The organism is Nocardia jejuensis NBRC 103114, from assembly GCF_001613145.1.
Lineage (GTDB): Bacteria > Actinomycetota > Actinomycetes > Mycobacteriales > Mycobacteriaceae > Nocardia > Nocardia jejuensis.
The window spans coordinates 118,010-142,233 of sequence record NZ_BDBU01000024.1; the positions used below are offsets into that span (position 1 = coordinate 118,010).

Sequence of the window (24,224 nt, forward strand, 5' to 3'; positions counted from 1 at the left end):
ATACAAATCGCCTCGCCGGAAATCGTTATCGGAGAACGAGACAAGGGTCACTTTATCCCCGAAAAAGCCGCCGATTCCGGGGATAAATCGGCGTTTCCGTGGATAGCTCTCGCACTTGCCAGCGCACTCTCAGTCCTTACCGGTAGCGTGAGCGCCTGATTGTGAAGGCAGGAGTTTGCGCGTGGCACTGGGGTGGGCAACCAACCGGACAAACGAAGACGGATCGGCGGTCGCGGTTCTCGACCGCACCGCACCGGCTGTGGACTCCGGAACGTCCGCTCCCCCCACGCCGACCCGCCCCGCGCGGGTCGCCCGGCGCATCCGCCTGGCTCGCGCCGACCTGCTCGTCGCGACCGGGTATCTGTCGCTCGCGGTGCTGGTGCTGTCCGGGCAATGGCTGCACACCGATCGGGGCTACCTGATCAAGAGCGGCCAGGACCAGACCATGTGGGAGTGGTTCTTCGCCGTCACCGCGCACCGGATCGCGAACCTGCAGAATCCGCTGGGCACCGTGCTGCAGAACTATCCCGACGGCGTGAACATGATGGCCAATACCGCCATGTTCGGCGTCGGCGTACCGCTCACACCGGTCACGCTGCTGTTCGGACCCACCGTCACCTTCGTGCTGGTGCTCACGCTCGGCCTGTTCGGCACCGCCTTCGCCTGGTACTGGCTGTTCTCCCGGGAACTGGTGACCTCCAAAACCGCTGCGGCCGTGGGCGGATTGTTCTGCGGCTTCGCACCGGCGATGATCTCGCACGCCAACGCGCACCCGAATTTCGTCGTACTGGCCCTGCTTCCGCTGATCGCGCTGCAGATCATCAAGCTGGCCCGGCGCGCGAACGCCCCGGCCGAGGCCCGCAAGGCCCGCCGGCTGCGGGACGCGTTCGTGCTGGGCCTGCTGGTGGCGCTGCAGATCGCGCTGGGCGAGGAGCCGCTCCTCATCTTCGCGCTCGCCTTCGGCGTCTTCGCGCTCGTCTACTACCTGCACTCCCCGCGCGCCGGTGTGCGCGCCCTGCGCGCCATCACCCCGACCGTGCTGCTGGCGGCGCTGATCACGGTGGCGCTCACCGAGATTCCGCTCTGGTGGCAGTTCTTCGGCCCGCAGTCCTACCGCTCCATCGATCACGGTCCGATGGGCAACGACTTCAAATCGCTGTACCAGTTCCCGTCCGAATCGCTCGGCGGCGTGTTCTCGCATCAGCAGAACGTGAGCATCAATGCCACCGAGGAGAATTCGTACTTCGGCTGGCCGCTGCTGATCCTGCTCACCGTCACTGCCGTACTCATGTGGCGCGAGCGCGTGGTGCGGGCCGCGGTGACCGTCATCGTGGGATTCACCGTGCTGTCGCTGGGCGCGACGCTCATGTTCGGCCGCCACGACAGCGGTTTCGCGCTGCCGTGGAAGTGGTTCGAGCAGGTACCGCTGCTCAATTCGGTGCTGGAATCGCGTTTCACGATGGCCGCCATTCCGGCCATCGGCGTCATGCTCGCGGTGGCAACCCAACGCGCCCTCGAGTATTGGCGTGAATCGGCGACCGACTGGCGGCCGCTGGCCTGGTTCGGCGCGCTGATCCTGGCCCTGCTGCCGCTCACCCCCACCATCCTGCCGGTGGTGCAGCGCGCCCCCACACCCGCTTTCTTCGCGGACGGCACTGTGCGCCAGTACGTTTCGGACGGCTCCGTGGTGATCGCGCCGCCGCCGTCTCCGCCCGACGCGCGCGCCCTGCGCTGGCAGGCCGACGCCGACTTCGACTTCCCGCTCGCCGGAGGCTATTTCGTCGGCCCCACCGGTACCGAGAAGAAGGGCCGCTACGGTCCCGACGACCGCCCCACCGCCAGCCTCCTGATCCGCGCCCAGCAGTCCAACCGGGTGCCGGTCGTCGACGAGGCCGCCCGCGCCCAGGCCCTCGAGGATCTGCGCTACTGGCGGGCCGATGTGGTCGTGCTGCCGCCCACCGACAATGCCGACGTCCTGCGCCTCACCATGGATCAACTCCTGGGCATCGAGGCCAAGCAGGTGGACGGCGTCTGGCTGTGGGACGTCCGCGCCCTCGTCTGACCCAGGACCACCGGGAACCGCCGGCGCGGCCGCGGACATGGTCGCGGAGAACGCTCCCGTGCGGGCGAACCGATCCGGACGGTCTATAGCATCGGTGCTCGTGCGCGAAGACACCCGAGCGTTCCCTCGTATCCGACTCGTCGCCCTGATCTCCGGGATTCTCGGAATCCTGCTGGCGGTGCTGACTCCTGTTCTGCCCGTGCGGCAGGACCGGCCGACGCTGAGTTGGCCGCAGGGGGATTCCGCCAATGTCGAGGCACCACTGGTGTCCTACGTCCCGTTGAACCTCGATGTGAACCTGCCGTACGAGCTGCTGCGTGACGCTCCGGACGGCACCTTGTTCTCGACCGTCCCGGTGGCTTCGGGGCAGGCGGCGAACAAGGGCCTGGTGATCAAGGTCAGCGAGGAACCGGAGCTGGGCAGGACGGTGTCGGTGCTGCTGCGGCTGATTCCGCTGCTGTCCGTACCGATCTCGGAGATCCGGGACGGCGGATCGCTGAGCCTGCACTCCGACGCCACCGCGACGAACGTCGAGATCACCGGCGCCGCGCGCAAGGACGGGACGCCGTTCGCGAACAAGGTCGGCGGTGACACCCGGCCGCAGGTGGTCGGGATGTTCACCGATCTGACGCGGGAGCAGTTGCGCGGCGCGGTCGCGGTCGCGGACATCGACGCGCGCTTCACCTCGAGCCCGAGCTGGATGAAGCAGGCCGCCATCATCGGCGCGGTGGTGTTCACGCTGATCGCGTTGTACGCCCTGCATCTGCTCGACACCGGCGACCGCCGCCGGGCCCGGCGCTTCCTGCCCGCGCACTGGTGGCGATTCAGCCTGGCCGACGTCACCGTGCTGGGCACGCTGGTCCTCTGGCATTTCATCGGCGCGAACACCTCCGACGACGGCTACATCCTCAATATGGCCCGGGCCTCCAAGGAATCCGGGTACATGGCCAACTACTACCGCTGGTTCGGTGTGGCCGAGGCCCCGTTCGGCTGGCCGTACGAGGTCCTGGTCTGGATGACCCGGATCAGCGATGCCAGCCCGTGGATGCGTCTGCCGTCCCTGCTGGCGGGCATCGTGTGCTGGCTGGTGATCAGTCGCGAGGTGCTGCCGCGGCTCGGCGCTCGGGTGCGGCGCGACAAGGTGGCCGTCTGGACCGCGGGCCTGGTGTTCCTGGCCGCGTGGATGCCGTACGACAACGGCCTGCGCCCGGAACCGATCATCGCCGCGGGCGCGTTGCTGACCTGGTGCTCCATCGAACGCGCCATTGCCACAAGGCGTTTGCTGCCCGCGGCCGTCGCGGTGCTGATCGCGGGCTTCTCGCTGGCGGCCGGCCCGACCGGCCTGATCTGCATCGCCGCGCTGATCGCCGGATCGCGACCGGTGGTCCTGGCCATCCTCGAGCGCGGCAGGGGCGATGGGTCCCGGGGCTCGGCGCTGCTGCGGTACGGCGCGCTCCTGGCACCCGGCATCGCGGCCGGAACCCTGGTCCTGGTGGTCGTTTTCGCCGATCAGACCATCGCCTCGGTGCTGGAGGCCACCCGGGTTCGCACGCTCATCGGCCCGAACGTGGCCTGGTTCGACGAGCGCACCCGCTGGGACTCGCTGCTCATGCTCTCCCCCGACGGGTCGCTCGCGCGCCGGTTCGGCATCCTGGCCATGCTGCTGTGCCTGGCCGTCTGCTTCGCGGTGATGCTGCGCAAGAACGGCCGCATTCCGGGCACCTCACGCGGGCCGTCGGCCCGGATTCTGGGCATCATCTTCATGTCGCTGTTCCTGATGATGTTCACGCCCACCAAGTGGACGCATCACTTCGGCGTGTACGCCGGACTGGCCGGATCGGTGGCGGCGCTGGCCGCGGTCGCGGTGGGCGCGAAGGGAATTCGCTCCCCCCGCAATCGCACCCTGTTCACCGCGGCCGTGTTCTTCCTGCTCGCGATGACCTTCACCGGGTCCAACGGCTGGTGGTACGTGTCCTCCTACGGCGTGCCGTGGTTCGACAAGGCTCCCCTGGTCGCCGGAAAGGGTTTCTCCACACTGTTCCTGGGCCTGGCGATCCTGAGCCTGCTCTTCGCGCTGTGGCAGCACTACCGGGAGCCCTATCGCAAGCCCGAGACCCGCAAGTTCGACAAATTCGCGACCATGCCGCTCACCATCGCGGCGGCGGTGCTGGTGTTGTTCGAGGTGCTCTCGCTCGCCAAGGCGGCGGTCACCCAGTACCCGGCCTACTCCATCGCGGCGTCGAACCTGCGCTCGCTGACCGGTGATTCGTGCGCGCTCGCCAATGACGTACTGGTGGAGACGAATACGAAGGGATCGCTGCTGCACCCGTGGAGCGGCTCGGACGCGGACGGATTGGCCGCGCAGAACACCGGATTCACCCCCGACGGCGTCGCCACCGACCTCACCGCGGACGCGGAGGAGACCGTCACCGGCGGTGCGAACTCGGTCACCAAGGATTCCGACAACAAGACCACCAACACCACCGGAGCGGGCACCGGCGGCGGCACCCGCGATGCCACCGGAATCAACGGCAGCACCGTCGCGCTGCCGTTCGGCCTGGACCCGGCCGCCACCCCCATCCTGGGCAGCTACAGCTCCGGGGAGCAGAAGGTCTCCACCCTCACCACCGAGTGGTACCGCTTCGACTCCGCGGTGCGCACGGATTCGGCCTACAAGGTGCTGGTGGTGACCGCCGCCGGACGCATTCGCTCCTTCACCAAGGACGGCGTGGAGACCTACGGCCAGGATCTGTTCCTGGAGTACGGCACCCGCGACGCCGACGGCAAGGTCGCCGACGACAGCGTCGGACGCATCCGGCCCATCGATATCGGCCCGAATCCGTCGTGGCGCAATCTGCGTGTGCCGCTGGACCAGATTCCGGTGGGGGCCAACGCCGTTCGCCTGGTCGCCAATGACGCCGACATCACGCCCAAGCAGTGGCTGGCGGTCACCCCGCCCCGCGTGCCGAAGCTGCAGTCACTCGATTCCCTTGTCGGACATACCGATCCGGTCCTGGAGGACTGGCATGTCGGGCTGGCCTTCCCGTGCCAGCGCCCGTTCGATCACCACGACGGCGTCGCCGAGGTACCGATGTGGCGCATCCTGCCGGACCGCGTCGGCGCGGACGCCTCCAATGCCTGGCAGGACGATATCGGCGGCGGACCGCTCGGCTGGACCGGACTGCTGCTGAAGTCCGCCACCATCCCGTCCTATCTGAACCACGACTGGGCGCGGGACTGGGGCTCGCTCGAGCAGTTCACTCCGTATGCGCCCGATGCGAAACCGGCCGAGTTGAGCGTCACCGTCGACACTCGTTCGGGGCTGGCGAAGGACGCTCCGATTCGCGCCCGATGAATGCTGCACGCGTGTCGCATCGGCGCGTCCGCGCGAGTGTGACACGCGTGTCTTCGGCCCGAGAGGGGACAACCTGTCTCGCACGAGAGTGAACAGGGCCACTATCGGTCCGGGAAGCTACGATCAGCAACCGTGCCCGACGCCTCCGCTGTCCTGACCAAGCCGAATCCACCGGCCACCGACCCGGCCACGCCGGGCGATTATCGAGTCGCGAAGCTGATAGCGATCGTCGCTGGTCTGCTCGGTGCGCTGTTCGCGCTGACGACGCCGTTCCTTCCGGTGGAGCAGACCACCGCGGTGGTCAACTGGCCGCAGGACGGGACGCTCGGCAATGTGCAGGCGCCGCTGATGTCCCAGGTGCCACTGGATCTGAGCATCAGCATTCCGTGTACGGCGGTGGAGCAACTGGACCCGCGCGGGGGCATCCTGCTGGCAACCGCGCCGCCGCGCGGCAAGGGCGCGGACCTCGAATCCATGTTCGTTCGCGTGTCGGGCGAGAACGTAGACGTCCTGGATCGCAACGCGGTGGTGGCCACGGCCGCGCGGTCGGAGATGAGCCAGTGCTCGGCCATCGTGATCACCTCCGACATCGACAAGACCTCCGCCACCTTCGAGGGTCTGACCCGCACCGTCGAGCGCACGCGGGCCGACGGCGGCAAGGAAACCGTCGTGGTGCCGGTCGACGGCAAGCTCGACGGCGATCTGCGCCCGCAGGTGGTCGGCGTCTTCACCGATATGAAAGGTGAGGTGCCGCAGGGTCTCTCGTTCCACATGACGGTGGATTCGCGATTCTCCTCCTCGCCCTCGGTCTACAAGATGGTGGCGATCGTCGCCGCGGTGCTGCTGACCCTGCTGGCCATGGGCGCGCTCGCCACGCTCGACACCAGCGACGGACGCGGGCACCGGCGCATCTTCCCGGCGCACTGGCTGAAGCCGACCTGGACCGACGGCGGCGTCATCGGCGCACTGGTGCTGTGGCACTTCATCGGCGCGAACACCTCCGACGACGGCTACATCATGAGCATGGTGCGGGTCGCCCCGCACGCCGGCTACATGGCCAACTATTTCCGATGGTTCGGCGTCCCGGAGGCGCCGTTCGGCTGGTACTACTACGTCATCCAGGCCTTCGCGGAGATCTCCACCGCGAGCCCGTGGGTGCGAATTCCCGCGCTGCTCTGCGGAATTCTGTGCTGGATGGTGATCAGCCGAGAGGTGGTGCCCCGGCTCGGACGCGGTGTGGCGACCTCCAAGGTCGCGCTGATCACCGGCGGTCTGGTGTTCCTCGCGTTCTGGATGCCCTACAACAACGGCCTGCGCTCGGAGCCGATCGTCGCGCTCGGCGCGCTGCTGACCTGGGTGTCGATCGAAAGGGCCATCGCCACTTCACGATTGCTGCCCGCCGCCGTCGCGGTCCTGGTCGCGGCGTTCACGCTGGCCGCCGCGCCCACCGGTCTGATGTGTGTGGCGGCGCTGCTCGCCGGAATCCGGCCGCTGGTCGCGATCGTGGTGCGTCGGCGCAAGCAGTTCGGTGACCTCGCACTCCTGGCGCCGATAGCCGCGGCCGGATTCCTGGTGCTGGTGGTCGTTTTCGGTGATCAGACCTTCGCCGGGATCATGGAGGCCAACCGGGTGCGCCAGGCCGTCGGCCCGAACCTGGCCTGGTACGAGGACTACCTGCGCTACTACTACCTGTTCGTGGAGACCGTGGACGGCTCGCTCGCGCGCCGCTTCGCCTTCCTGCTGATGATCCTGTGCCTGATCACCACCCTGCTGGTGCTGCTGCGCAGGCGGCGGGTGCCGGGCATCGCCTCGGGCCCGACGTGGCGGCTGATGGGCGTGGTCTTCGGAACCATCTTCTTCATGATGTTCAACCCGACCAAGTGGACGCACCACTTCGGCGCTTACGCCGGTATCGCGGGTGCGCTGGCGGCGGTCACCGCGGTCGCGGTGTCGGCGACGGCGCTGCGCTCGCGCAAGAACCGCTCGGTGTTCCTGGCCGGACTGCTGTTCCTGCTGGCGCTCTCGTTCTCGGGCATCAACGGCTACTGGTACGTGTCCAGCTACGGTGTGCCCTGGTACGACAAGCGGGTCTCGCTGCACGGCTACCAGTCCAACACCCTGATGCTGGTCCTGTTCGGGCTGGCGCTGGCGGTGGTCGCCTGGCAGTCGCTGCGCGAGGGCTATGCCAAGCCGATGGAGAACGGGAAGACCCAGCGCGGCAAGCGGATTCGCAAGTTCGCGGCCATCCCGCTGACCGTGATCGCGGCCTTCATGGTGCTGTTCGAGGTGCTGTCGCTGGCCAAGGGCGCGGCGACGCAGTACCCGGCGTACTCGCTGGCCCGCTCCAATTTCGACGCGCTGGGCGGCAATTCGTGCGGCCTGGCCAATGACGTTCTCGTGGAGGCGAATCCGAACGGCGGCAACCTGAGGCCGATCATCGATCCGGCCAACCCGCCCAAGAACGACGACCCGCTCGCGGGCGGCGGACCGATCGGCTTCTCCCCCAACGGAGTTCCCGACAAACTGGACGCGGACAGCGTCGAGGTGAAGCCGGGCACCGGCAACACCTCCACCCAGACCGTCGGCCCGGCCTTCGAGAAGGGCCAGAGCGCGGGCACCGGCGGCGGGCAGGGCGCCGAGGGCGTCAACGGCAGCACCGTCGCGCTGCCGTTCGGCCTCGACCCGGCCACCACCCCGATCATGGGCAGCTACCAGGACGGCGTGCAGCAGCCCGCCAACCTGACCTCCAGCTGGTACGCCCTGCCGGCCCGCTCGGACGATTCGCCGCTCATCGTGATCTCGGCGGCCGGACGCGTCATGTCGCACGACGACACCGGCAATATGACCTACGGCCAGTCGCTGCTGGTGCAGTACGGCCATCAGAACCCGGACGGCTCCGTCACCGAACTGAAGTCGTTCTACGAACCGCGCGACGTCGGCCCGGCCCCGTCGTGGCGAAACCTGCGGGTGCCGATGGACGCGGTCCCCTCGGACGTGAACGCGGTGCGCATCGTGGCCAACGATCCGATCCTGATCGGTGATCAGTGGCTGGCGTTCACCCCGCCGCGGGTGCCGAAGCTGCAGACGATCAACACCTTCCTGGGGTCCGAACAGCCGATCCTCGAGGACTGGGCCGTGGGCCTGCAGTTCCCGTGCCAGCGGCCGTTCGACCACCGCTACGGCGTGGCCGAGGTGCCGAACTACCGCATCCTGCCGGACCGTCCGCTGGCCATCAGCTCCACCAACACCTGGCAGGCGGGCGAGAACGGCGGACCGCTCGGATTCACCGAGATGCTCGCCGAGTCCAAGACCATCCCGACCTACCTGAAGGACGACTGGGCGCGGGACTGGGGCTCGCTGGAGCAGTACGAGCAGTACTACCCGGCCAAGGCGGCCGAGATCCAGACCGGCACCGAGACCCGCTCGGGGTTCTGGTCACCGGGCAAGCTGCGGGTGTTCTGATCCGCCGACCGCGCTGATCGATTCACCCGAGGAGCTGATCGATTTCCTCGACGAACAGCCGCCCGGATCGCGTCTCCGAACGCGATCCGGGCGGCTGTTCCCGTATCCGGGTCGCGGGTGATTCACCGCGACCGGGCACCCGTTGTGAGATCGCCGGGCCACGACCGGGAGAATGGGGCCATGGCAAACGTTCAGCTCGGCGATGTGGCTACCTGGTACGACGTACACGGTGACGGCGAATCAGTGGTGTTGCTGCACGGCGGACTGGTCGATTCCCGGATGTTCGCACCCGCGATGGAGACCCTGGTCGGGCGGTTCCGGCTGTACCGCACGGATCGCCGCGGGCACGGGCACACCCCCGATGTGGAAGGTCCGCTGTCGTACGAGGACATGGCGCAGGACACCATCGCGTTCCTGGAGAAGGTGGTCGGCGAGCCCGCGCACCTGGTCGGGCACAGCGACGGCGCGAACGTGGCGCTGCTGGTCGCGCTGAAGCGCCCTGATCTGGTGCGCCGAATCGTCATGATCAGCGGCAACTTTCATCACGACGGCGTGCTGCCGAGCATCCTGGACGAGCTCACCGCCGAGGACACCATTCGCTACCTGGGCGCACGCCACGGCGAGGTGTCGCCGGACGGGGAGGAGCACTTCCCGGTGCTCGCGCGGAAGGTGGCCGACATGGGCCGCACTCAGCCGAGTCTCACCGAGTCGGAGCTGCGCGCGGTCCGCGCGCGCACGCTCGTCATGTCCGGGGACGACGACGCGGTGACGCTGGAGCACACGATCGCGCTCTATCGCGCCGTTCCCGACTCCGAGCTGGCCGTCGTGCCCGGCACGTCACATCTTCTGGTCATGGAGAAGCCCAGCGAGGTCTACGGCCTGGTCTCGGACTTCCTCAGCAAGGATCCGGTGCCGACGCGACAGCCCATCCGCCGCGCCGCACCGGCCTGATCACGCGTCTACGTGGGAGACCCACTCGTAGACCGGAAGGCTGCCCTCCGGGGTGTCCTCCCAGCGTGGTGTCACCTTGAACCTCTCGTAGCCGCCCCCGAACGCCACCCGCAGCTCTATGCCGGGCGGGGTGATCGTCACGATCCGCTGCTTCAGCTCGTCGGGACCGCCTTCGAGTAATGCCTTCGGTGAGCTACTCATAGCTGAAGGCTCTCACATCGGGACCGGACGACCGATCGATTCGACGTAATCGGGGGTGTCGCGCCGACCCGCTCTGACGTGGCCGTCGTGCAGCAGAAGGCGGTGGTGAGCGCGGGATGCTTCGGCGTCGTCATGGGTCGCCTGCACGACGGTGACCCCGGTGTCGGCGAGCTCAACGAGCAGCTCGGAGATGTCCCGCCGAGCGTCGGCGTCGAGACCGGAGGCGGGCTCGTCCAGCAGCAGGAGATCAGACTCCTGGGCCAGGGCCTGAGCCAGCAGGGCGCGTTGGCGCTGGCCGCCCGAGAGCGCGCCCAGACGCCGGTCCGCGAGCTCGGCGATGCCCAACCGGTCCAGGCAGATCCGCACGACCAGGCGGTCGTGCCGGGTCAGCCGCCGCCAGGGACCGCGCTGTGACCACCGGCCCATCGCCACCGTCTGGCGAACGGTGATCGGCAGGGTGAGCGGGACCGCGCTGTGCTGCACGACCAGGGCCGGGCGGCATCGGCTCGCCCGCTCGATCGTGCCCGACACGGGTGCGAGCACGCCCGCGAGCACGCTCAGCAGCGTCGATTTGCCCGATCCGTTGGGCCCGACGACGGCGGTGATCCGGCCGCTCGGGATCTCGGCCGAGACTCCTTGTAGCACAGTCCTTCCGGGGTAGCCGGCGGACAGCGCGTCGATTCGGATCGCCGGGGCGTCTGGATTGTGCACTACATCACCTTACTTGAAGTGAAAATCATTTTCACTATACCGTCACGCCTCATGGATTGGCTGATCACCCCGTTCGAGGTGTCGTTCGTACAGCGCGCACTGTGGGGTGGACTGCTCGTGTCCTGCGTGTGCGCACTGGCCGGCACGTGGATCGTTGTGCGCGGCATGGCATTTCTCGGTGACGCCATGGCGCACGGGATGTTGCCGGGTGTCGCGGTGGCGTCGCTGCTCGGCGGAAATCTGCTGCTCGGCGCGGCGGTGAGCGCGGCCGCCATGGCGGCAGGGGTGAGCGTGCTCGGGAGAAACCCGCGCTTCACCCCCGATATCGCGATCGGACTGCTTTTCGCCGGAATGCTCTCGGCGGGTGTGATCATCGTGTCGAGATCCCAATCCTTCGCGGTGGAGGTGACCTCGTTCCTGTTCGGGGATGTGCTGGCCATCCGCGACCCGGACATCGCGTATCTCGTTGCGGCACTGGGCATCGCCGCAACGATCACGATCCTCGGTCACCGGGCCTTCGTGGCCCTGACCTTCGATCCGCGCAAGGCCGCGACCCTCGGACTCCGCCCCCGAGTCGCCCACGCGGCCCTGCTCACCCTCGTCACCCTGGCGATCGTCTCCTCGTTCCATGTCGTCGGCACCCTGCTGGTCTTCGGTCTGCTCATCGCACCACCGGCGGCAGCCACCTACTGGAGCAACCGAATTCCGGTGATCATGCTGCTGGCCGCGCTGTCGGGCGGGCTCGCGACCGTTGCCGGGCTGACCATCTCCTGGCATGCCGGAACAGCGGCGGGAGCCACCATCGCCGGAGTCGCCGTCGCGTCGTTCTTCGTGTCGGCAGTGGCGGCGCAGGTCCGAGATCGGCTGCGCGCCCGGCGAACCGGCGGTGGTGGCGGGACGCCTCCGGGTCCGGTGGTTCACGCGCTGCCGCTCGGCTCTGCCCGAGTACCGCGCGGCGGGCAGCGTGGGAGAACCTTCGTGCTGACCGCCATCGCGACGATGGCGCTGCCTGTGGCCGGGTGCGGTGCGGATCGCGGCGCGGAGAGCGCGGACGAACGACCGCACGGGTACATCGCCGGGGCCGAGGAGACCGCCGAGGAACAGCCACGGCTGGTGGTGGCGGACCGCGAGAGTGGAGCGATCCGGATCGTCGATCTGACGAACGGGCAGGTCGCCGAGGCCGGATCGGCGGACGCTCGGCAGAACGATGCGCGGCGAGTGGAGCGTCTGCTGGGAGACGGACGGTTCGCGTACTCGGTCAGCGGCGGGACGGTCCGGGTCATCGACGGCGGATCGTGGATCGTGGATCACGGCGACCACGTGCACTACTACCGAGCCGGCGCGCGTGAGGTCGGTCGAATCGAACCGGCCCGGATCGCGGCGGTGCCCGGAGGTTCGGCACCGTCACCCGATCGCTCGGCCCGGTCCCCCGGCGGCTCGGGCGCGCCGCCGGACAGTTCGCCCCCGTCACACCGCGAATCGGTACCGGCGCTCGGCGGTTCGGAGTCCGGTGGCAATTCGGAGTCCGGGCGGAGTCCTTCGGCCACCGGCGAAAGCGGCTCGGCGCGCGCCCTGGTCACGATGGTGCACAGCGATGCCGCGGTGGCGGCTGTCGGGTCGGTGGCGAAAACCGTACTGCTCGATCGAACGGCACTCGGGGCGGGCGAGATCGTCGCGCTGGGGACTGTCGAGGGGATGGCGGTGCCATACGGGGAGCGGCTAGTCGTAACGTTGCCCGGAAGTGGGCGAATGGAGATTCGCGCACGGGACGGGTCGCTGATCAGCGAGTTGAGCGAGAGTTGTCCCGCGCCCAGCGGGCAGGCGGTGACGCGGCGCGGGGCCGTATTCGGTTGTGCCGATGGGGCCGTGGTGGTGAAGCAGGCCGACGGCGCCTTCACGGCGTCGAAAATCGCTTATCCACAGCCGGTTTCGGAGAGCGATCGGGCGACTGAGTTCACCCATCGACCCGGGAGTTCGACGCTCGTGGCAAAGTCCGGTGAGCGCGGGGTGTGGGTGCTCGACGTGGCGCGCAAGGCCTGGACGTTCGTCGCCGCCGGGCCGGTCGTGGCGGCGAACTCCGCCGGGGACACGGCTCCGCTGTTGACGCTCACCGCAGACGGGACGCTGCGCGCATTCGACATCGCGTCCGGATCGGAAATCGCTCGGGCACGGCCGATCACCGCACTGCCTGCCGCGGGCGTCGCACCGGTGATCACGGTGGACTCGAACCGGGCGTATATCACTGACGAGGCCGGGCGGGCGATCTACGAGATCGACTACCGCGACGACCTCCGACTCGCTCGGACCTTTCCCCTCGACATCACACCGTCGTACCTCGTGGAGACCGGGCTGTGAAGGTTTCGCGCGCGACGGGCAGCCACTCACCGCGGGTGCGCACGCGGGTCGAACCACTCGGCGGAAAGCAGGTCGCGGTCGGTTCGACCCGCGTGCGCGGCAGCGACCGCCGTGGGAGCGCTTCTACCGGGGCGCACGATGAGGACCGAGGTCCGGGGACTCCGAACGGGTTGCTCGGCCCTCGGCTCGTCGCGATCTCGATCCGAGTGTGGCTCGTGGCTGCGCTGCTCGCGGCGATAGCGAGTTGTTCCACCGGCGAAGGTCGCGAGCGCGAAATCATCGTCACCACAAACATTCTCGGCGATATCACGCGCAGTATCGTGGGTGACGCGGCGCGGGTCAGCGTGCTGATGGCCCCGAACGCCGATCCGCATCAGTTCGCGTTGTCGGCGCGGCAGGCCGCCCAGCTGGAGGCGGCGGCGCTCATCGTGCACAACGGGCTCGGCCTCGAGACCGGCGTGCGGAGCAATGTGGAGAGCGCCGAGCAGCAGGGGGTGGCGACCCTGGCGGTCGGGTCCGCGGTCGATCCGATTCGATACCGCGACAACGATTCTCCCGATCCGCACTTCTGGACTGATCCGGTGCGGGTGCGGCGGGCGGTCGAGGTGATCCGCGACCGGGTGATCGAGCAGGTGTCCGGGATCGACGCGACGGCGGTGCGGGGCAATGCCGATCGCTACCTCACCGAACTCGACACCCTCACCGGATGGATGCGCGAGCGGTTCGCCGCCCTCGCACCCGAGCAGCGCAAGCTGGTCACCAACCATCACGTGTTCGGCTATCTGGCAGAGCGTTTCGGGTTCGAGGTGATCGGGGCGGTGATCCCCGGTGGCACCACGCTGGCCTCCCCCAGCGCGTCGGATCTGGCCGGGCTGGCGGACACCGTGCGCGCCGCCGGAGTCCGCGCGATCTTCGCCGACTCCTCCCGTTCCGATCGTCTGGCCCAGGTGCTGGCCGAACACGCGGGCCTGCGGGTCCGCGTGATCCCGCTGTACTCCGAGTCGCTGACCGAGCCCGGCGGCGGAGCGCCCACCTATCTCGCCATGATGCGCGCCAACACCGACGCCATCGTCACCGGGCTCACCGCGTGAATCGGCCCCGGCGCGAACGATCCCGTGCGCATCCCTCCCCCCGATATCGGCACCCGCATCGCCACTGAGCAGCCATGGACGCCTCGGGCTTCCCGAATCGTCGCTGCGCGGTCTTCCACAGTCATCCCCAGGTAGTCGTCCCCAGATCTCACGAAAGATGGAGTCACCCATGCGGTTACGCACAGCACAGTCCTCCGAACGGCACGCTCGGCCCGCGGCCCCGCGCAGGCCCGCCTCGCGCACCCGCAAGGCCGTCGCGCTGTCCGGCCTCACCGCCACCGTCTTCGCCCTCGGTGCGTGCGGAGCGGACGACAAGTCCGAGTCCCACTCCGACCGTGCACCGATCACCGATCCGCTCGCGGTCACCTACGACGGCGGTGTCTACCTCCTGGACGGCAACACCCTCCAGGTGGCGAGCGAGGTGAAACTCGACGGCTACAACCGGGTCAACCCGGCGGGCGACGACCACCACGTCGTGGTCTCCACCGCCGACGGCTTCCGCATCCTGGACGCGGTGCACGCCGAACTCACCGATATCGAATTCCCCGGCCCGAAGCCCGGACACGTTGTGCGCCATGCGAATCACACCGTGTTGTTCACCGACGGCACCGGCGAGGTCCGCATCTTCGACCCGAGCCAGCTCGAAGGCGGCACGCCGAAGGTCGACACCTACCGGGCCGCCGCTCCGCACCACGGGGTCGCCATCGAACTCGCCAACGGGAACCTGGTCCTCACCCTCGGCACCGAGGAGAAGCGCACCGGCATGGTGGTTCTGGACAAGAACCGCACAGAGATCGCCCGCAGCGAAGACTGCCCCGGCGTGCACGGCGAAGCGACCGCCCAGGGCGAAGCCGTCGTGATCGGTTGCCAGAACGGAGTTCTCGTCTACCGCGACGGCAAGATCACCAAGGTCGCGAGCCCCACCCCGTACGGCCGCATCGGCAATCAGTCCGGCACCGACACCTCACCCGTCGTGCTGGGCGACTACAAGCAGGACCCGGACGCCGAACTCGAACGCCCCCACCAGGTTTCCCTCATCGACACCCGGACCGACACTCTTCGCCTGGTGGATCTCGGCACCAGCTACACCTTCCGCTCCTTCGCCCGAGGCCCGAAGGGCGAGGCGCTGATCCTGGGCACCGACGGTCGAATCCACGTCCTGGACCCCGAATCCGGCACCGTCACCCGCACCATCCCGGTCCTGCCCGCCTGGGAGGAACCCCTGAAGTGGCAGTCCCCCCGCCCGAACCTGTTCGTCCGTGGTGACGACACCTACGTCTCCGACCCCGCGACCAAGACCATTCGCCGCATCGACCTGACCACCGGCGAAATCACCGCCACCGCGACGCTCTCCGCGACGCCCAACGAACTGTCCGGTACCAGCGCCCACTGACCGCGCGTCGCCGCGGCCTTGTTCCCCGGGGCAGTCCACGGCAACGAGTCCGGCCCCGGTTCGCCGCCGGCCTGAGCCCTCGATCGGCTTCCTCGGATCGGCTCCTCGATCGAGAAGGCCGATCCCGCACGCGATCTCGAATCCGGGGGGCGCACCCCTGCGCGCACCCCGAACGATTCGTCTCAGGCGGCGGGCTTCTCGCTGGTGGCGACCGTGGTGACCGGGGCCTCGGTGGTTGCCGGCGGGGTGGTCTTCGGAGCTTCCGTGGTGGTCGGGGCAACCGTGGTCGTGGCCGCCGTACTGGTGGTCGCCGCGCTGGTGGCCGGGGACGTGGTGGCCGAGACCGGGGCGGGGCAGTCGCCGCCGTTCTGTTCGCCCAGGAGATTGATCTCCGCGTTGGAGCGTGGATCACCGGCATAGTTGATCTTGTCGGTGCACTTCACGTAGTGATCCACGCCCAGATGTTCCGGCGGCGGCCCCTCGCCGCCGATCTCGGCGACAGTAGCCTGCCCGCCTCCGCCCGGTCGCGCGGCCGGAACTCCGCCGGAATTGCCCGGTGCACCCTGGCCACCGCCCGCGCCACCCGGATTCGCCTGCGGCGCAGCGGTCGTACCGGTGGCGCTACCCTTCGGGCTGGTCGTCACGGTGACGGTTCCCGAGCCCTTGACCACGGTCGGTGAGGAATCACCAGGATCGGAGCACCCCGCGAGCCCCAATCCTGCCGCCGCCACCAGAACCGCACAACCCAGCCCCGCACGCCCGCGTAAACCCTTGCGCACAACCCTCATCCGACCCGTCCTCCTACTGATCCCCGACCCACACTCGTCCGGAATGTCCGTGAAGCGCCTGCGCCCATTACGCTTTCGCCCCGCCCTCAATTCCACCGCCCCTGTTTCCAGGGGCGTCGGACCCGACGGCGACGGCACGCCGAGGCATGACGAATCCCGCGATAACGGTAAAGAGAAAAAGTTCGGCCCGGTATCGGGCAAATGCCCTAATTGCCCGCGACTACGCTGCTACAGCGAAAGTTGTACGGCGAGAACACCTGCCGCGAGACCCTACCGCCCACCCCGCCGCGACGTCAGCGAATCGAGATCGATCGTCAGCGCAAAAGGCATGTCCACCTTCGCTACCCCGGTTACCCGCTGGGAGATGCGGTACTGGCCTGTCTCGTCCAGGGTGTAGACGGTGAGGCCGACCGGTTCCCCCTCCAGGATGTCGATCACCCAGTAGTGGGCGATGCCGTTCGCGGCGTACTCGCCGGCCTTGATCGAGTAATCGCGAACCGCGGAATTCTCGGTGGAAGCGACCTCGACCGCGAGCACGATCTGCTCGCTGCGCACCCGGACCTGTTCATCGACGTCGACCGGAACCACCACGACATCGGGGACACGACGTGGCGATCGGCCGACTAGTTCGACCTCCAACTCCGCGAACGCCTCCCATTCCGGCGGCAGTTGCTCATTGAGTTGACCGATCAGACGGATGATGGCACGACTGTGAGGCGGCGCGGGGCGAGCGTTCACGAGCAAGAGTCCATTCTCGATCTCGTAACGATGGCTGGTGTCCACTGGCAGAGCGTCGAATTCTGCCACGCTGATCGGACGCCCGTGCGGGGTTGGCACAGCCTCGGCCGTCATCGTCCGCCTCCAGGTACTCGCCACGCGCACAGTGGCCCGAATTGTGGGCGTGGCACGCGGGTTGGGTCGTGCGTTCGAGCACCATTGTCGCATCCGCCGCCGGGGCCGGTGGGCTCGTCTCCTCCGAGGGGCAACACGTCCGAGCCGATCAGAGCGGGAGGAGGTGGTGTTTGCGGGGGTTTCGGGGGAGGCGCTTGTCGCGGAGAAGGTGGAGGGCTCGGCGAATTTCGAGGCGGGTGGTGGCGGGATCGATCACCGAGTCGATGTAGCCGCGTTCGGCCGCCACCCAGGGGGTGGCGATGGTGGCGTTGTAGAAGTCGATCATCTGCTGGCGCATGGCGGCGCGCTGGTCCTCGGGGGCGGCCTCGATGGACTTGCCGCCGATGAGGGTGACCGCGGATTCCGCGCCCATGACGGCGATCCGAGCGGTGGGCCAGGCCAGGTTGACGTCGGCGCCGAGCTGTTTGGAGCCCATGACGGCGTAGCCGCCGCCGTAGGACTTGCGGATCACGACGGTGACCTTGGGAACGGTGGCCTCGACGAAGGAGAAGATGAAGCGGCCGCCGCGCTTGATGACGCCGATCTTCTCCTGCTCCACGCCCGGCAGGAAGCCGGGGGTGTCGACCACGAAGACCAGCGGAATCTCGAAGGCGTCGCAGAGGCGCACGAAGTGCGCGGCCTTGTCCGAGGCGCGCGCGTCGAGGGCTCCGGCGTAGACCATCGGCTGATTGGCGACCACGCCGACCGTGCGGCCGTCCACCCGGGTGAAGCCGCAGATGACGTTCTTGCCCGCGGATTCACCGAATTCGTGGAAGGCGCCGTCATCGAAGATGCGCAGCAGGATCTCGTGCATGTCGTACGCCGCATTGTCGGCGTCGGGGACGATGCCGCGCAGCTCCAGATCCGAATCGGTGATCTCCGGCTCCAGACCCGGATTCACGATCGGCGCGAGCTCCTGGCAGCTGGAGGGCAGATAGCCGAGGTATTCGCGGACCCAGTCGAACGCCGCCGCTTCGTCTTTCGCGACGTGGTGGATATTGCCGTACTCGGCCTGGCTGCGCGCGCCGCCGAGTTCCTCGAGGCTGACGTCCTCGCCGGTGACCTCGCGAATCACCTTGGGGCCGGTGACGAACATGTAGGCGGCCTCGGTCGCCACCACCACATCGGTATTGATCGGCGCGTAGACCGCGCCGCCCGCACAACTGCCCAGGATCATCGAAATCTGCGGCACCAGACCGGAAAGCGGCTCCTGGCGACGGCCCAGCTCGGCGTACCAGGCCAGCGACGTCACCGCCTCCTGCACGCGCGCGCCGCCGGAATCGTTGATGCCGACCACCGGGCAGCCGACCCTGGCCGCGAATTCCATGATCCCGGCGACCTTGCGGCCGAACATCTCTCCGACCGAACCGCCGTACACGGTCTGATCATGGGAGAAGACCGCCACCGGGCGCCCCTCCACCAGTCCGTGACCGGTGACGACGCCGTCGCCGTAGAGCGCCTTGGGGTCGCCCGGATTGCGCACCAGCGCACCGATTTCCACGAAGGTGCCCGGATCGAGCAGCATTTTGATCCGGTCTCGTGCCGAAGGGATGCCCTTTCGGGCCCGCTTGGCGACTCCCGCTTCTCCCGCCGGCTCTTTGGCGACATCCAGCTTGAGTCGCAGATCGGCGAGTTTCTCGGCGGTAGTGCTCAACGGGGGCTCCCTTCGGCAGAAAACCTACTTTCGCAGAACCTTTTTCGCGGTGGGGCTATTTCGTGCGCGTGCGCGTGTCGATCTCCACGAGCTTCTCGGACAGATCGGCGCCGATGGTCGAGATTCGCGGCTCGTCGATGATCTGGAGGTGATCACCCGGGATGTGGATGATCTCCAGATCCGCGATGTGCTCGCTCCAGCCACCGTTCGGCAGGCGCTCACCGAAACGCGGTTCCAGCTCGATGATTCCATCGTGGTAGCGATCCGCGAGGTAGAGAACCACGTGACCGTCGTACCGCGAGGGTGTCACGGCTTGCAGCGCACGGCCTTCGATCCACGAGGTGCGCTGGTGTTCGAGCACGCCACCGGGAATGTCGACCCCGGCGAACTTCACGAGCTCGATGATGATTTCCATCTGCTCCGAGTCCGACGCTGCGGCAAGCTCTTCCAGCTGCTCCTCGTCGAGCTCACCGTTGAAGCCGTAGGTCTTCTGTGCGAACCTCTGGAAGCGCTTGATCCGCTCCAGTCGCTCCTCGGGCGTATTGCGCTCGGGCTCACTCGGAATCGCGAGATCGATCAGCCCGACCTCACGCACGTCCGCACCCTCGGCGCGCATGAGCTGCGCGACAGTCAGCGCGAACACCGCACCCAGCGACCATCCGTAGAACACGTACGGCCCCTCGGGCTGACGCTTGCGGATCTCCGGAATGTACTGACGCGCACGCTCTTCGATGGAACCGTCGACCCGCTCGAAACCGAACATGGGCGTTTCGGCCGGGATCCGCTTCAGCAGCGGCTCGTAGACCAGGGTGTTGCCGCCCGAGGGGTGGAACACGAAGACCGGTGTAGCGGTCGAACCGGCTTGTTTCGCGCGCAGCGTGCGGACGAAGCCCTCGACGTCGTCGCCGTGCTCCTGGTACGTGGCGACCACGTCGGCGATCTTCTCGATCGTGGTGCACGCCTTGATCTCGGCGGGATCGATCTGCGCCTTGGCTCGCTCGGACAGCCGCGCGAGGAGTTTGTCGAAGGTGGCGTCGTCGACGGCGGGCAGGGTGTTGAAGATGCCGCCGGCCGACTTGCCGGTCACCAGCGCCCAGGTCGCGAAGACCAGACGCTCGGGGGCGTTGCGCGGCGGGACGTTGTCCTTGTCGGTCTCGGCCACCGGCGGAGCGCCGTCGAAATCGGCGGCGGAACTCCCGTCGGCGACGGCGACCTCCGGCACGATCTCGGTGGCTTCCCGCTTGCCCGCCACCGCCGACGGCAGCGCCGTCAGCGGATCCTCGCCCGCGGCGATGGCGGCACGGGCCGCCGAGACCAGATCCTCGCCGACCGAGATGTCCTCACCGGCGGCCTGGCGGGCCGCGATGTCGTTCAGCTGATCGCGATGCTCGATGGCGTAGCGCAGCACCTTGCCGACCTCCGACAGGCTGGCGTCACGCACGGCGGCGATCTGCAGCTGCGGGATGTCGAACTCGTACTCGACGCGGTTCTTGATGCGCATGGCCATCAGCGAGTCCAGACCCAGCTCCATGAGCGGGATCTCCATCGGCAGATCCTCGACGGCGTAGCCCATGGATTCGGCGGCGATGATCGCCAGCCGCGCCTCGATGGTCTGCGTGCCGTTCGGATCCCAGCGATCACCGGTGGACTCGGCGAGCTGAACCTGCGCGGACGGATTCACCGCGGGAGCGGCCGAGACCGACTGCGGCACAGCCGATTCCGGCAGCGGTGCACCGGAGGTGACGACGGCGTCGAAGACCGGGCGGAACTCACCGCCGTCCCTGGCGTGCACCTGCACCGACGCGCCGCCGGGATGCGGGGTGAGGGTGGTGGTCAGCGTGCCGAGCGTCGGAATCGCCGCGTGCGCGACGAAGGCGCCCAGGCTGACATCCGAGAGCACCTGCGCCGCAGCGGCATTCACCAGGGCACCGAGATCGGTGACGGCACCGGCCTGGATCTCCCACACGTGACGGCCGTCCGGCAGCGCCACGTGCGAGCCGGGGATCCGGCCACTGCCCGAGCCACCGAATCCCGCTGTGCGGGGCCAGTATTCCTTGCGCAGGAACGCGGTGCGCGGCACGTCGGCGTAGCCGCCCGCGGGCAGCATCGAGGCCAGGTCCACCTTGTGGCCGTGCACGTACAGCTGCGCCAGCGCGGAGACGATGCCGCCGGCCTCGTCCTCCTTGCGCTTGAGCGTGGGGATCAGCGCGGCGTTGTGCACACCCATGGCGTAGGTGGTGCCCATGACCTGCATGAGCGCGACCGAATGCGGCGCGAGCTCCAGATAGGTGGTGATGCCCGCGTCCACGGCCTGACGAATGGCATTGGTGAAGTAGACCGACCCGCGCATGTTCGTGCACCAGTAGTCCACGTCGTGCACCGGGTCGTGGCCAGCGCGGTAGACGGTGTCCTTGTGGACGGTCGAGTACAGATCGCGCTTGAGCTTGGTCGGTTCGATGCCCGCCAGTTCGGCGGCCAGTTCGCCCAGCAGCATGTCCATCTGCGAGGTGTGCCCGGCGCCGCGGGTGGGCAGCACGCGGGCGAACTTGCCCTCGGCCTCCGCACGCGCCACGATCGCCTGAACCTGGTCCGGCACACCGCCGATCACCGTGTTGGTGGGCGCGGCGTAGATCGCGACCTCGATGTCGGGGAACTCGACGCGCAGCCGCTCGATGTCCTCGGTGCTGTACTCGAGCAGCGCCATATTGCGGACCTGATCGTCGGTCAGCATGGCCTCGCCCTCGGCCATCAGCCGCGAGCGCGCGCAGATGACCCGCACCGCGTCCTCGAGCGGCAGACCGCCCGAGATGTACGCGCCCGCGACCTCACCCTGGGAATGTCCGACGATGCCTTCGGCTTCCGCGCCGTGCGCCCGCAGCACCGAGGCCAGACCGACCTGGATGGTGAAGGTGCCGACCTGGCCGGTGCCGATGTCGTAGTCCTGCGAGTCGTCCAGGATCATCTCGACGATCGAGTACCCGGCCTCGTCCACGACCAGCTCGTCGACCTGGTCGACGGCCTTACGGAAGATCGAGTTCTCGGTGTAGAGCTGCTTGCCCATCTTGCGGTGCTGCGCACCGAAACCGGCCATCACCCACAGCGCGCCGCGCGCGGACGGGGCATCGGCGGTGAACACGCCCGCTCCCGGCTTGCCCGCCTCGATGGCGCGCAGACCGGCGATCGCCTCCTCGCGCGTCGTGGCCACGACCACGCCGCGCGAACGGCCGTGGTTGCGCTTGGCCAGCGAACGAGCCACGTCCTCGAGCGGAGTCGCCTGTCCCGCTTCCGATTCCAGCCAGTCGGCCAGATCCTTGGCGGCGCGCTTGCGGCGCGAGGGCAGGTACGCCGAGACCGGGATGATCAGCGGCAGCGGCTCTTCGCGGTTGCTCCACTCCGGTTCCGGTGCGGCGGATTCGACGATTCGCTCGGCTTCGGTCACCGGATCGGTGGCCACGAGGTCGAGATCGGCGCTCGCCTCCTCGACCGGCTCCGGCACCACCGGCTCGGCGGCGGCGGCGCGCACGTACTCCTGGATCACCACGTGCGCGTTGGTGCCACCGAAACCGAAGCCCGAGACACCGATGGTGGCCGTGCCGCTGTAGCGCGGGAATTCGGTGGGCTCGGCGACGACCTTCAGGTTCGCCTGATCCCACGGGATGTACGGGTTGGGGCCCGCGAAGTTGATGCTCGGCGGAATCACGTTGTGCTGCAGGCCCATGATGACCTTGGCGAGACTGGCCGCGCCCGCGCCCGACTCCAGGTGACCGAAGTTGGACTTGGCCGAACCCAGCAGCGCCGGCTTGTCCGCATCACGGCCGCGGCCGATGACGCGACCGAGCGCGTCCGCCTCGATGGGGTCGCCCAGCAGTGTTCCGGTGCCGTGCGCCTCGACGTAATCGACTGTGGAGGGGGCGATTCCGGCATCGCGGTAGGCGCGGCGCAGCACATCGGCCTGGGCGTCCGGGTTCGGCGCCAGCAGGCCGTTGGAGCGGCCGTCGTTGTTGACCGCACTGCCTTTGATGACGGCGTAGATGGTGTCGCCGTCCTGCTCGGCGTCGGCCAGGCGCTTGAGCACGACCATGCCCGCGCCCTCCGAGCGGACGAAACCGTCCGCGTCCGAGGAGAACGCCTTGAGGTTGCCGTCCTTGGCGATCGCGCCGTTGATGTCGAAGCCGAGGCTCGCCACCGGTGCCAGCACCATGTTCACGCCGCCCGCGAGGGCCACGTCGGAATCGCCCAGGCGCAGCGAGCGCACCGCCTCGTGCACCGCGACCAGGGTGGACGAGCACGCGGTGTCGATCGCGACCGACGGACCGCGGAAGTCGTAGAAGTAGGACACGCGGTTGGGAATGATCGCCGTGGACGCACCCATCAGGGCGTAGGCCTCGGCGGACAGCGGCGTGTTCGGATCCTTCGGCGCGCCGAGGCTGGCGGCCGCGATCAGCATGAAGTCGTTGGTGGAGCTGCCGACGAACACGCCGACCGGCTCACCCTTGAGGGTGTTCGCCGGAATCCTGGCGTGCTCCAACGCTTCCCAGGTCAGCTCCATCATGAGGCGCTGCTGCGGATCGACCCGCTCCACCTCGACGGGCGACATGGCGAAGAACTCGGCGTCGAAGCTCTTGACGACTTCCTGATCCAGGTAGCCGCCCTTGGTGTTGGCGTTCTCGATGGCCGCGCGCATCTGCGGATCACCGAGGAATTCGGACCAGCGACCCTCGGGTAGGTCTCGAATCGCGTTACCGCGGTTGATCAGGAAGTCCCAGGTCGATTCCGGGGTGTCCCCCGCGCCCGGCAACCGGGTGGACAATCCGACGATCGCGATGTCGTGCGCCGCGCCGGGCTGATAACCGGCGGTGTAGAACGAATCGTCGGAGGCCTCGGCGGGAACGTCGGGCTCTCCGTTGACGATTCGCTCGGCCAGCGACGCGATGGTCGGATGCTGATAGACGATGGTCGCGTTGAGCACGACCCCGGTGAACTCCTCGATATCGCCACCGAGCGCGAGGGCATCGCGCGAGGCCAGGCCGAACTCCTCCATCGGTCGATCGACAGTGATGTTGTCGATCGGCTGCCCGGTCGCGTCGGCGACCCAGCGGCGCAGCCACTCCCGAAGCTCGCCCACCGATATGTCCGCGGCGGCGGCCTTCGGCGCGGTGTCGCTGTCGGACACCGTCGGAGCAGTATCGGTCGTCTGGGTGGGGGTCATGCCCTCGTTCTCAGCCATCAGTTCCTCAAGCTACCTGTCTGCGTACGGTGCGCGGCAGTGAATCGGCAGTGATCAAGCGTCATGAGCGATCAAGCGTCATG

The 24,224-nt window shown here is 68.1% G+C and carries 13 protein-coding genes; 7 read left to right on the forward strand and 6 right to left on the reverse strand.

Features of this window, described 5'->3' with window-relative positions; translation table 11 throughout:
• The first annotated feature begins 259 nt into the window (after positions 1-259).
• The 4 genes from NJ1_RS19680 (at position 260) to NJ1_RS19695 (ending at position 9,830) form a co-directional block, all read left to right on the forward strand.
• Positions 260-2,062 (forward strand): glycosyltransferase family protein, encoded by a 1,803-nt coding sequence (locus tag NJ1_RS19680; protein WP_067696770.1) that lies wholly within the window; start codon positions 260-262, stop codon positions 2,060-2,062.
• A 100-nt stretch (positions 2,063-2,162) separates the two neighbouring features.
• Complete coding sequence (locus tag NJ1_RS19685) at positions 2,163-5,417, forward strand: arabinosyltransferase domain-containing protein (RefSeq protein WP_067696772.1); 3,255 nt, start codon at positions 2,163-2,165, stop codon at positions 5,415-5,417.
• A 132-nt stretch (positions 5,418-5,549) separates the two neighbouring features.
• The gene (locus tag NJ1_RS19690) at positions 5,550-8,879 is read left to right on the forward strand and encodes an arabinosyltransferase domain-containing protein (protein ID WP_084478521.1); all 3,330 of its coding nucleotides are present in this window, start codon (positions 5,550-5,552) and stop codon (positions 8,877-8,879) included.
• A 180-nt stretch (positions 8,880-9,059) separates the two neighbouring features.
• Positions 9,060-9,830, forward strand: coding sequence for an alpha/beta fold hydrolase (locus NJ1_RS19695; protein WP_067696374.1), 771 nt, complete (start codon positions 9,060-9,062; stop codon positions 9,828-9,830).
• Here the strand turns inward: NJ1_RS19695 and NJ1_RS19700 are convergent, their stop codons facing one another.
• Both NJ1_RS19700 and aztA read right to left on the reverse strand, forming a co-directional pair.
• Positions 9,831-10,031, reverse strand: coding sequence for a DUF5988 family protein (locus NJ1_RS19700; protein ID WP_067696377.1), 201 nt, complete (start codon positions 10,029-10,031; stop codon positions 9,831-9,833).
• Between the two features lie 12 nt (positions 10,032-10,043).
• Positions 10,044-10,742, reverse strand: a complete 699-nt coding sequence (aztA, locus tag NJ1_RS19705) for a zinc ABC transporter ATP-binding protein AztA (protein ID WP_067696379.1) — start codon at positions 10,740-10,742, stop codon at positions 10,044-10,046.
• A 51-nt stretch (positions 10,743-10,793) separates the two neighbouring features.
• Between aztA and aztB the strand changes: the two genes are divergently transcribed.
• The 3 genes from aztB (at position 10,794) to aztD (ending at position 15,581) form a co-directional block, all read left to right on the forward strand.
• A complete protein-coding gene (gene aztB, locus NJ1_RS19710) occupies positions 10,794-13,097 on the forward strand; it encodes a zinc ABC transporter permease AztB (RefSeq protein WP_067696382.1) in 2,304 nt (767 codons plus the stop codon).
• Positions 13,098-13,312: 215 nt separating this feature from the next.
• Positions 13,313-14,188 carry a zinc ABC transporter substrate-binding protein AztC gene (gene aztC / locus NJ1_RS19715; RefSeq protein WP_245717471.1) on the forward strand — a complete coding sequence of 292 codons (876 nt, stop codon included), beginning with the start codon at positions 13,313-13,315 and terminating at the stop codon, positions 14,186-14,188.
• Between the two features lie 169 nt (positions 14,189-14,357).
• Positions 14,358-15,581, forward strand: coding sequence for a zinc metallochaperone AztD (gene aztD / locus NJ1_RS19720; protein ID WP_067696385.1), 1,224 nt, complete (start codon positions 14,358-14,360; stop codon positions 15,579-15,581).
• 182 nt (positions 15,582-15,763) lie between these two features.
• On the opposite strand, the gene NJ1_RS19725 is transcribed toward aztD, so the two are convergent.
• From NJ1_RS19725 to pks13, 4 genes are all read right to left on the reverse strand, one after another.
• Positions 15,764-16,369 carry a hypothetical protein gene (locus tag NJ1_RS19725; RefSeq protein ID WP_157574095.1) on the reverse strand — a complete coding sequence of 202 codons (606 nt, stop codon included), beginning with the start codon at positions 16,367-16,369 and terminating at the stop codon, positions 15,764-15,766.
• A 270-nt stretch (positions 16,370-16,639) separates the two neighbouring features.
• Positions 16,640-17,221 carry a Uma2 family endonuclease gene (locus NJ1_RS19730; protein WP_067696391.1) on the reverse strand — a complete coding sequence of 194 codons (582 nt, stop codon included), beginning with the start codon at positions 17,219-17,221 and terminating at the stop codon, positions 16,640-16,642.
• 148 nt (positions 17,222-17,369) lie between these two features.
• The gene (locus NJ1_RS19735) at positions 17,370-18,914 is read right to left on the reverse strand and encodes an acyl-CoA carboxylase subunit beta (RefSeq protein WP_067696395.1); all 1,545 of its coding nucleotides are present in this window, start codon (positions 18,912-18,914) and stop codon (positions 17,370-17,372) included.
• A gap of 55 nt (positions 18,915-18,969) precedes the next feature.
• On the reverse strand, positions 18,970-24,141 hold the full coding sequence (gene pks13, locus NJ1_RS19740) for a polyketide synthase Pks13 (RefSeq protein WP_084478523.1): 5,172 nt from the start codon (positions 24,139-24,141) through the stop codon (positions 18,970-18,972).
• Between the last annotated feature and the right edge of the window lie 83 nt (positions 24,142-24,224).